7 protein-coding genes are annotated in these 10,875 nt (G+C 40.6%); 4 read left to right on the plus strand and 3 right to left on the minus strand.

All coding sequences use genetic code 11. The features are described 5' to 3' along the window. Positions 1-123: 123 nt before the first annotated feature. Positions 124-2,676 (plus strand): glycogen/starch/alpha-glucan phosphorylase, encoded by a 2,553-nt coding sequence (locus NA23_RS09295; protein ID WP_249477054.1) that lies wholly within the window; start codon positions 124-126, stop codon positions 2,674-2,676. 73 nt (positions 2,677-2,749) lie between these two features. Here NA23_RS09295 and NA23_RS09300 read toward each other — a convergent pair whose 3' ends face one another. Both NA23_RS09300 and NA23_RS09305 read right to left on the minus strand, forming a co-directional pair. Next, entirely contained in the window at positions 2,750-3,388 is a 639-nt protein-coding gene (locus tag NA23_RS09300) for a peroxiredoxin (RefSeq protein WP_033192297.1), read from the minus strand. 183 nt (positions 3,389-3,571) lie between these two features. Beyond that, positions 3,572-5,203 carry a phosphoenolpyruvate carboxykinase (ATP) gene (locus NA23_RS09305; protein WP_033192296.1) on the minus strand — a complete coding sequence of 544 codons (1,632 nt, stop codon included), beginning with the start codon at positions 5,201-5,203 and terminating at the stop codon, positions 3,572-3,574. Positions 5,204-5,520: 317 nt separating this feature from the next. On the opposite strand from NA23_RS09305, the gene NA23_RS09310 reads away from it, so the two are divergent. Genes NA23_RS09310 through infB form a run of 3 tightly spaced genes read left to right on the plus strand, consistent with a single transcriptional unit; the run spans position 5,521 to position 9,146 of the window. After that, the gene (locus NA23_RS09310; protein ID WP_052107238.1) at positions 5,521-6,042 is read left to right on the plus strand and encodes a MarR family transcriptional regulator; all 522 of its coding nucleotides are present in this window, start codon (positions 5,521-5,523) and stop codon (positions 6,040-6,042) included. A 20-nt stretch (positions 6,043-6,062) separates the two neighbouring features. Further along, positions 6,063-7,064, plus strand: a complete 1,002-nt coding sequence (locus tag NA23_RS09315; protein ID WP_033192295.1) for an NAD-dependent epimerase/dehydratase family protein — start codon at positions 6,063-6,065, stop codon at positions 7,062-7,064. A 21-nt stretch (positions 7,065-7,085) separates the two neighbouring features. Continuing rightward, complete coding sequence (gene infB, locus NA23_RS09320) at positions 7,086-9,146, plus strand: translation initiation factor IF-2 (protein WP_033192294.1); 2,061 nt, start codon at positions 7,086-7,088, stop codon at positions 9,144-9,146. A 91-nt stretch (positions 9,147-9,237) separates the two neighbouring features. Here infB and NA23_RS09325 read toward each other — a convergent pair whose 3' ends face one another. Then, positions 9,238-10,869 carry a methyl-accepting chemotaxis protein gene (locus NA23_RS09325; protein ID WP_062946243.1) on the minus strand — a complete coding sequence of 544 codons (1,632 nt, stop codon included), beginning with the start codon at positions 10,867-10,869 and terminating at the stop codon, positions 9,238-9,240. Between the last annotated feature and the right edge of the window lie 6 nt (positions 10,870-10,875).

Genomic DNA, 10,875 nt, shown 5'->3' on the forward strand with positions numbered 1-10,875 from the left:
TTTAAAGTACAACATTTCTATTTACTCTGAAATAGATACAATTTGACTTTTTTTGGTTTTTGGTGTAAACTTTATCCTGGAATTTTTGTTTTTTATCCCATATATTGGAACCGGTTCAAACAATTGGACAAAATTAACAGCGAAAGAGCATCAAAGAACAAAGAACCTTTGAAAAAGGGGTGCGAAACTGTGCCGAAGGCGGTGAGGTCAAAAGCTATGAATTCTTTAAATGCGATCGATGTGAAAATTCCGAAACAGTTTGAATATCATTTGAATCATACACTTGCAGAGCGCAACGAATATTCTACAGTTCTACAAAAATTTTTTGCGCTGTCCTATTCAATCAGGGATTTGGTAGTAGAAAAGTGGCTGAATACAGAGGATATAATTTTTAAAAGAAAAGACCTGCGCATTGTGAACTACCTTTCTATGGAATTTCTTATAGGAAGGCTTCTTTACAACAACATCCTAAACTTACAAGTCGAAGACGAAGTAAAAAAGCTGCTTGAATTTCACGGTCTTTCGCTCGATGAAATAGCCCCACTCGAGGAAGATGCCGCACTAGGTAATGGCGGGCTTGGTAGACTTGCAGCATGTTTCCTTGATTCTTTAGCAACGCTGGGTTATCTCTCTTATGGTTACACAATAAGGTACCAGTATGGACTTTTTAAACAGGAGATCGAAAGCGGATACCAGAAAGAACTACCTGACGACTGGCAAAAGAACGGCTATCCATGGGAATTTCCAAAACCTGAAGAGGCCGTCAAAGTTCGGTTCTTCGGCAGAAGTGAATCGTACGTTGATGAGAACGGACATCTAAGATTCAGATGGGTAGACACGTACGATGTCTTGGCTGTTCCGTACGATATATACATAACAGGTTACAACAGCGATATCGTTTCTGTTCTCAGACTGTGGCAGCCAAAGGCAATTAATGAATTCAACTTCACGGAGTTTGAAAAAGGCAACTACGAAAAGGCGGTTCAGGAGAAAAACCTTGCTGAAACGCTATCAAAAGTACTGTATCCAAACGATGCGTTCTTCCAAGGAAGAGAACTAAGACTTAAACAAGAGTATTTCTTCGTAAGTGCCGCCCTACAAGATATTATCAGAAGGCACAAGAAAAGGTTTGGAAATGATTTGAGAAGTCTTGCGCGAGCAGAAGTTATCCAACTCAACGACACACACCCAACGCTCGCTATACCAGAGCTGATGCGTATACTCCTTGATGAAGAAGGATATGGTTGGGAAGAAGCATGGGAGATAGTCAAAAACACGATCGCCTACACAAACCATACGGTCATGCCAGAAGCACTGGAAAAATGGGAAGCTCCGTTACTTCAAAACATGTTGCCAAGGCACTATCAAATCATAGAGGAAATAAACGCGAGGTTTTTGAAAGAAGTTGCTGAAAAGTTCAATGGAGATTTGCATAAAATCATCAATATGTCGGTTTTTGAAGAAGGCCACGTAAAGAAGGTCAGAATGGCAAACCTTTGCTCAATTGCCTCGTTCTCAATTAACGGTGTTTCTGAACTGCACACCGAAATACTGAAAAAAACGGTACTGAGAGACTTTTATGAGATGTACCCAGAGAAGTTCAATAACAAAACAAATGGTGTAACGCAAAGAAGATGGCTACTCGAATGTAACCCACCTCTTGCAAAACTAATTACAGAATCGATAGGAGATAAGTGGATCGTAGACCTATACGAACTTAGAAAACTGGAAGTTTTCCTTGACGATTCCGAATTTTTGGAAAAACTCGATCAAGCAAAGATGTGGAACAAAGAAAGGCTTGCAAGGTATGTGAAAGAAAAAATCAACGTGAACTTAGACCCGGCATCCATTTTCGATATCCAAGTTAAAAGAATTCATGAATACAAAAGGCAACTTCTCAACATCTTGCACGTCATACACCTTTACAACGAAATCAAAGAAGGTAAACATCTGAAAGTCCCAAGAACGTTCATTTTCGCTGGAAAAGCGGCACCTGGGTACAAGATGGCAAAACTGATAATCAAGCTAATCAACAGTGTTGCAGACGTTGTAAACAATGATCCAGTAGTTAGCAAAGAGCTACGAGTGGTATTTATCCCAAACTACAACGTATCGGCAGCGCAAATAATAATTCCAGCTGCTAATGTGAGTGAGCAAATCTCAACAGCTGGCTTTGAGGCATCAGGAACAGGAAACATGAAATTCATGATAAACGGGGCATTAACAGTTGGAACACTCGATGGTGCAAACGTTGAAATGCTTGAAGAGGTTGGAGAAGAAAACATCTTTATATTCGGTTTGAAAGCAGAAGAGATAGAAGAAGCAAGAAAGAAAGGAATATACAACCCATTCGGGATCTACTTAGAAAACGAGAAGATACGCGAAGTACTCGATATGCTTAAAAACGGCTACTTCAACAAAGACAACCCTGAACTTTTCGTAGACATATACGAAAACCTGCTATATGGTAAATACGCGCCAATGCCAGATCAATACTTTGTTTTAGCTGATTTCGAAGCATACGAACAAACACACAAAAAAGTTGAAGAACTTTTCTTGAACAAAGTGGAATGGAACAAAAAATCACTGCTAAACATCGCAAGAAGTGGAAAGTTCTCAAGCGACAGGACGATTGAAGAATACGTTAGGGATATCTGGAAAACACAAAGAGTATAAGTTCATGAGTTATAAAAAATAAAAACGCGGGGACCGAAATCCCCGCATTTCTTATTCAGTAGATTACTTGAGCTTACTTCAGTTTCTTGTGGCAGAACCACCAGTCGTAACATTCGTATTCTTGGAGCCTTTTTGCAGCGGTCGCACAATCTGATGCTGGTGGAACGATTACTTCATCGCCAACTAATTCGTTATTTGGCCAGTTCGCTGGTATTGCAACACCGTTTGCGTCGCTAACCTGCAATCCTTTCACCATTCTGAGAATCTCATCCATGTTTCTTCCAAGTTCCTGTGGATAGTACAATACGGCTCTGAGAATTCCTTTCGGATCGATAATAAAGACCGCTCTAACTGTGTTTGTCCCCTTACCCGGATGTATCATTCCAAAGAGTTCGGAAATCTGACCTCTGTCATCAGCAATAACTGGGAATTTAATCTCGATTCCGAGCTTTTCCTTGATCCATTCGACCCACTTGATGTGTGAGAAAACCTGGTCGATGCTCAGCCCAATAAGTTCTGTGTTGAGTGCTTTGAACTCGTCGTACCTTTTCTGAAATGCAACAAATTCCGTTGTACAAACCGGCGTAAAGTCTGCTGGATGGCTGAAGAGCACAACCCATTTGCCTTCGTAGTCTTTCGGGAAGTTAATAACACCGTGCGTTGTCTTTGCCGTAAATTCAGGAACCTTATCACCTATGAGTGGTAAACCCATAACAACACCTCCTCTTTCACTTTTGCTTTTTCGCTTTTTGTTGGCCCTCTTTCAAGGGCCCTTGACCTACCTATGTTCTTATATCGATTCTTATTTTATACCTTGTCTAAATAATTTCAACGTCTTTAATATTTCTTTTTTGTAACTGCAATATTATGGTGACTTGGATTATTTTAAATTACGTCACAGATGAGATATCAAATCCAGAATAGAACGTTTGCATTCTTCGGGTAACCTGTCGTATCCCTGGCTTTCTATATCTTTCGATTTTAGGAAATCTAGCCTTTTTTCGAGCGAAATCTTAAGTAGCTCCCTGTATTCGTAATCAGAGGTTCTCACCTCAAAACCTGAAATTTCCATTATCTTTAGCCCACCAAACCATTCAACAAAATTCGCTTTTCGTTCAACAATGTGCTCGAGAATTTCCAAGGTGAGTTCCTTTGGAACCTTCTTATTTAAATAGAATCCTGTGTTGATTATGTAGCACTCCACACCTTTTTCAAACAGTGCTTTGAACTTTTGGTAGTCTTCCGAGAGCGGATAAGTTCTAAATGGGTTGGCGTATGGTTCGAAAACCAGCGCTTCAGGATCGACTCCTGGAAGTAGTTTTTCTGCGGATGTTCGTTTCGTTGCAAGCGTGGCTCCCATCGTGGAAGCAAGCACAGGGTCTTCTATTTTGACAATCGGTGGCAATACAGGGTCTTTCATTATCCAAAATATCGCATTAACAGGCTCTTGAATCTTGTCAACCCTGTTTGGTGACCAAAGTTTTGATTTTATTGCTCTTCCGTTACCATTCCTGATATCCTCCATAACGGGAACGACCCTTCCTAGTTCGTCGATTGTGGCGCCACAGTTTTGAATGGTTAGAAGGTATTTGTTATCATCACTTGTCAATGGATAGTCGGAGGTTTTATCAAAGTACGAAGGCTCAAGCGCTATGGATGAAAGGTCTTGTAGGTTTATAACCAACGCGTCATCGTGAACAATCGTGATCTTGTATTTCCCGTTGTGCTTTGCATGTGTCAGCGTGGATTTCCCTGAACCGGATAACCCAAAGAACGCGGCAACATACTTGCTGTTATCGAATTCGTACTTCTTCAAACCACCGTGGCAAGCCACGTACCCTTGTCTATTCCCAACAGACCAGCCAAGTGTGAGAGTGCCCTTTTTAAACTCCCCGAAATACCTTAAACCTAAAAGGGCAGCGCAGTTGTTGTTAGGATCAAAGAGCGCAAGTCCACCAGGAAAATCGGGATGAGACCAATCAGGATCCGCGAAGATATAAATGTCAGGTTCTTTAATCAGCTTAGACCTTTCGTACATCGCAGCGTATTCTGGTGTTAAGTCCTGGAAATTCAGCAACCAATTATAAACAGTGTTCTCGAAACCTTCCGGAATAAGTATGTGGTTTTTCACAATGAAGTCTTCGTGCAACCCCGTATAGCTAATGGCATGGTACATCTTTCTATACCTAGTTCCATAGACAGCCTCCCTAAGCACTTCTGCAAGTACATCTTCATTAACACCTGGCATACCTATAATCTTCCTTGCCCCTGCGAACCTTCCAACCGTTGCACCATCGTTGAAAAGAAGAATGCGCGTTCCTTCATCCAAATTCAACAGTTCTGGTTTGTAAACAGGCAGGTCTGTGACTATCGTTCCAGGCGATTTCATAGCCTTTTTGTAAGCTTCTCTTCTTGACGTAAGAAGCTCAACATTATTCCCATAGAAAGCTGCCTCAATCGTTGTTCTAATCTTAGAAAAATTTGACTTGTTTACCTCTGCCCACTGCCATCGTCCCTTGGTCGCCACCGAAAAACCCTCCCCTCTGAGATCTACAAAGACATGTGAATTAACTCTATTAAAAAATTTTCTAACACCGCATATAAATTTTAGTACTGTTTTGTTGAAACTATAAACATCGCATACTCGAAAATCAGCAAGATAAAACGAGCATACACACATTTAAGCCATTTAAATTAAATCGTCAAACATTTTCATCGAAAGGATGAACTTATCAGGTGTATATTTGTTCGGAAAGTTGTCAAAAAAATTAGTTAAATAGCTAAACGATTTAAAAAATTAACAGTCTAAATATATAGAAGGCAAAGACAAGGGGGTGCTGTGAGATGGTGTGTGCAGATTACTCTTATAGCATGTCTGGGTCAAGTAAAAACGATCTTGGCAATTTGAATATTAGCACTGAGGATATCTTAAAAAGTGTTGTCGAGATAGTAACCGGAATGGTCGCTCTTATTCCGGAAATCCCGGAATTGGAAGATATGAGTACAACGGAGCTATATGTTTTCTTGTTCTCCGCAGTTTCTGACAAGGTTTCAAATGGGATTTTGGCAAAACAACTGAATATTTCGAAAGCCGCGGTTAGTATAGCAACCAAATCACTTCTAAAAAAGGGACTTATTAAAACCGTTCAATCGCAAGAAGACAGAAGGCACTTTCACATTGTCCTGTCGCAAGAAGGCAAGAATGTTTACAATAAACTGCTTGAGGCTTTTGGTCGTATCTTTGAGCAGCTCTTAGTATCACTTCCTAAAGAGGAGATAATGAAACTACAGATTGGTTTTGAAACAATGGTTAGGTTTTCAAGAATGATAACCGAATTCAAAAGCAAAGCTAATAACAACGATTAAATGCATAGGAGGGATTAATTATGCTCTTAATAACAGGTGCAACAGGACACCTTGGAAATGTCTTGGTTAAGAAGTTCATAGGGAAAGGTGAAAAGGTAAGGATTCTCGTCCATCCGAGTGATAGCCTTCTTCCATTGCAGCTTGTTCCGGTTGAGGTTTTCTACTCAGACGTTCGTGCTGATTTTTCAAGTGCTCTGAATGGCATTGAAGCAATTTTCCACCTTGCTTCCGTGATATCAATAACACCCTCTAGGAAAAAAATTGTCTATTCGGTAAACGTGGAAGGCACGAGGAATGTTATTACGCTTGCAAAGAAAAAGAAAGTACCGCTGATATACATCAGCAGTGTCCACGCATTCGCAGAAGTTGAGAAAGGAAGTATGATCACTGAAGAAACACCTGTCGATGAAAATCTTGTCGTTGGGGATTACGCAAAATCAAAAGCGATTGCAACTAAAGAGGTTGAGAAGGCGTTCAGCGAAGGCCTTGATGGGTTTATTGTCTTCCCCACGGGGATATTTGGACCGTACGATTATAAGTTCTCCCACTTTTCTCGAGTTCTGATAAAGTACAAAACTGGAAAGCTGCGCTATACGATAAATGGAAAATTTGATTTCGTTGATGTTCGGGATTTGGCTGAAGCAATTGTCAAGTTGTATGAACTACTAAAGTCTTATAGCAACTGTAAAGTTTCAAAGCAACGTTTCATAGTTTCAGGAAATGATATCGATTTTGCGCAGCTGCCAAAATTGTGTGGTCTTGAGACATTTAAAGTGTTGGACGATACTTCAGGGGATATCCTCAGTACACTTTCCCTAATTGCTAATGTACTTTTCTCCATCCCAACGGAATTCGTGCCCTATGCACTCCATACGTTACGCTTGAACTACGCGTTTTCAAAAGCGAAACTTTCATCCACAATTCCGTATAGACTTAGAAAAGTTGAAGATTCAATACACGATTTTTTCAATTGGTTGAACGAATTGAACAATCCAAAGAATATGTGTTATAATATAGTTTGAGCTATACGGGAGGTGGATTTTTTGGCACGATTAAGGGTTTACGAACTCGCAAAACAGCTGGATATGGATACAAAAGAATTACTCCATGAATTGGAAGAGCTCGGCATTGAAGTGAAGAGCCACATGAGTTATATAGATGAAGAAACAGTGAATATCCTCCTCGAGATATACAAAGAAACACTCGACGAGGAGGAAGATGTGACGTTAACCAAATCAAAGGAACCCACGAAGGAAAAAGTAGAGGCTAAAAAGCCTCCCGTCCATATAACCGAGGAAGACTTAAAGCTGGACAAATTCGCGGAAAAGATAAAGGTTCCGCAGAATAGAATCATCCAAGACTTCTTCATGAAAGGTGAAGTCCTCAGACCCGGACAACAGATCTCCGTTTCACTTGCAAAGAAGATTGCAAAAATGTATGACGTGCGTCTCACGTTCGAAGAAGAGGAAGGTAAAGAAGAACAAGTCAAGTTAGAAAATCCTCTTGATGAGCTTAAGAGGCAATTTGAAATACTCTATCAGGATAAAGAGAAGCTCATTCCAAGGCCACCAGTTGTCACAGTAATGGGACACGTCGACCACGGTAAGACAACGCTTTTGGATTACATAAGAAAGACAAGAGTGGCAGAGAAAGAAGAGGGTGGAATCACCCAGAGTATAGGTGCTTACCAAGTTGTCGTCAACGGAAAGAAGATCACGTTCATCGACACACCTGGGCACGAAGTCTTCACAGAAATGCGTGCAAGAGGTGCACAAGCAACGGATATTGTTGTCCTCGTAGTTGCAGCAGACGACGGTGTTATGCCACAGACGATAGAGGCCTATAACCACGCAAAGTCTGCTAATGTGCCAATAATTGTGGCCATCAATAAAATAGATAAACCAAATGCGAACGTAGAACTCACAAAACAAGATTTGGTCACAAAGCTGAACCTCATACCAGAAGAATGGGGTGGCGATACGATCGTTGTCCCCATATCTGCAAGGAATGGTACAAACGTCGATACTTTGCTTGAAATGATTCTTCTAGTTGCTGAGATGCAGGATATAAGGTGCATACCTGAATGGCCTGTGAGGGCAGTCACGATAGAGACTCGGCTCGACAAAGGCTACGGACCTGTTGCGAACGCAATAGTAAAAGATGGTGTACTCAAGGTTGGAGACTACGTCGTGGCTGGAAAAGTTTACGGAAAGGTGAAGGCACTCATAGACGACAAGGGAAAACGTATCAACAGTGCCGAACCGTCAACTCCTGTTATGATAGTTGGCTTTGAAGAGTTACCAGACCCGCACAGCATCATTTACGTTGTAGAATCAAAAGAAAAGGCCGTAGAGACCGTTGAAAAGGTCAGGGAAATTGAGGCACGAGAACTGAGAAAAAAGAGACAAATAAAGCTCGAAGAGATCCTTAAAAAGATGCAGGAAGGCGAAAAGAAAGAATTAAGGCTCATATTGAAAGCTGATACCGTAGGTTCACTCCAGGCTCTGCAGAACGCGATATCTAAGCTTAGGACAAATGAAATCGACATCGACATCGTCCACGCTGCAGTTGGTGCCATAAACACAAGCGACGTCATGCTTGCCTCGGCCTCCGAAGCTATCATACTTGGTTTTAGAGTGAAAGCTGATTCACAAGCTTCGAAGTTGGCCGAATCGGAAGGCGTTCAGATAAAGACATACACGATAATCTATAAACTTCTCGAAGACTTAAAAGCCGCACTTGAAGGTATGCTTGAGCCTGAGGAAGTTGAAGAAAAAACAGGAACTGGGGAAATCAAGAAAGTGTTCAAGATCCACAAGTACGGAAATGTAGCAGGTGTTCAAGTTTACGACGGATATGTTGAAAAAAGTGGTTTTGTGAGAATATACAGAAATGGTGCGCTTGTTTTTGAAGGAAAGATAGAAAGTTTGAAACATTACCAGCAAGATGTTAGCAAAGTCAGCGCACCGCAAGAATGCGGTATCAAATTCCAGAACTTTGACGATATAAAGGAAGGCGACGAACTGGAATTCTACATCATAAAGAAAGTCCCAAGGAAATTAACTGCGCTCGTTGAAGATTCCGAAAGTTCGACTCAAGAATAATCAAAAAATCGAACGCCACCTGTGAAAGGTGGCGTTTTAACATTTAAATTTTAAGTAAATACACACATTTTCCTCTAAGAGGTTTGCACAATTAAGTTTTAAATTTTCCGATGTCTTCTCTTACTTTAGTAAATGCTTCGCTAACGGATACAGAAGATAATTCTATCTTCTTAAATGAACTTCTAACAAAATCTACCGATTCTTCAAAGGTATGAACCAGTTTAGCGATCTCTTCTATAGAAGTTACCAATCCATTTATCGCATCAGCTATCTCTCCGACAGTCTCCCCCTGGCCGCGTCCTTCAACTGTCAAGTTGTCGAGTACGGTTGAAATTTTCTCCGCTTCTTCAATTATCAAATTATAGCTTTCTGAAGCAGAAGTAATCTTGTTTGCACTATCAGTTATTTTCTTGAGTGTTTCCGAATAATCCGAGTTTATGTTCCTTATATCCTCAAATATACTCTCAAGTATACCTTTCGCTTGCTCTACGAACACTTTACTTTGCTCTGCGAGTTTCCTTATCTCATCAGCAACTACCGCAAAGCCTCGTCCTGCTTCACCTGCCCTTGCTGCCTCTATCGCAGCATTTAGTGCAAGTAGGTTAGTCTGCTCTGCTATGCCCGTTATACCTTTCAAAACATCATCTATCTTTACATTCTTCCCAGAAATCTCACGCACCAGTTTTGAAATCTCTTCGCTCGATGCTCTTGCGCTTTCAAGAGCGGAAACACTTTCGGTCATCATTTCCTTCGATTTGACAGCATTTCTTGCCATCAATTCTAAGGATTTTGCAGCACTTTCCAAATCACCAATGAATCTATGGATGCTTTCGATCATCGAAGAAGCGGAGGCACCAATCTCTTCTGTACTGGCAGTGACATTGTTTATCGCTGCGGATATATTTTGGAAAATATTCCTGAGTTCTTCTATATTGCTTTGGAAATTTTGTGAAACGGTTTCGATCACACTTTGATTTGCTCGTATCTCCGAATCGGCCAGCTCTATGCTATTTTTTACGTCACTGATCAGTTTTACCAAACTCATTCGCAGAACTTCAAATAACTTTAGCATTTCTGAGACCTCATTTTTCCCTTTGACAGCAACTGCTTTCGTCAAATCTCCCTGGGACAATGTTTTCGATACTTCTGACACTAACTTAATTTTTCGTAGTATATAGACTATGAAGAAAACAAAGATGACCTCGAATACAGTAATTATGAGTGAGATTTTTAATGAATTAGAAATTGCGAGCTTTCTAATAAAATCGGCATCGTAATCAGCTCCAAGATAGACCGTCTTTCCTGCGAAATTGCGAAGCCTATAAAAGACACTTTTCAGATATCCCCACTGCTGGTAGTAAGCTATATTTGTAAACACATAGTCTCTTGTTCCAAAATCCTTCTCAGAAACGGCTGGTTCATCATCTTTGCTACCTATCTCTGAGAAAAATTCCGAATTCTTTGGATAGCCATCTACTAAGTACGTGATACTACCGTCTGGATTAAAGAAAAAAGTGTAAAGGTATTTCAAACCTGTTTTTACCCTAACTTTGTTTAAATAGGAGTGGATTTCTTCGTACTCAGGTATTTCATCGGACATCGTTGTAACTACACGCTCCATATCAGACGGTCTTATACCAACGCTAACTGCTCGCAGAGTTGTAATCCCGTCTTCACCAAGTTGTTTTTCTACAAGATGATATGAGACGTAATAGCTGAGCAAGAAACC

Origin of the sequence: Fervidobacterium islandicum (assembly GCF_000767275.3) — a bacterium.
GTDB lineage: Bacteria > Thermotogota > Thermotogae > Thermotogales > Fervidobacteriaceae > Fervidobacterium > Fervidobacterium islandicum.

Excerpts from the sequence above, each read along its gene's own strand:
- NA23_RS09310 (WP_052107238.1), top strand. The coding sequence starts at position 5,521 with ATGGTGTGTGCAGATTACTCTTATAGCATGTCTGGGTCAAGTAAAAAC.
- NA23_RS09300 (WP_033192297.1), bottom strand. The coding sequence starts at position 3,388 with ATGGGTTTACCACTCATAGGTGATAAGGTTCCTGAATTTACGGCAAAG.
- NA23_RS09315 (WP_033192295.1), top strand. The coding sequence starts at position 6,063 with ATGCTCTTAATAACAGGTGCAACAGGACACCTTGGAAATGTCTTGGTT.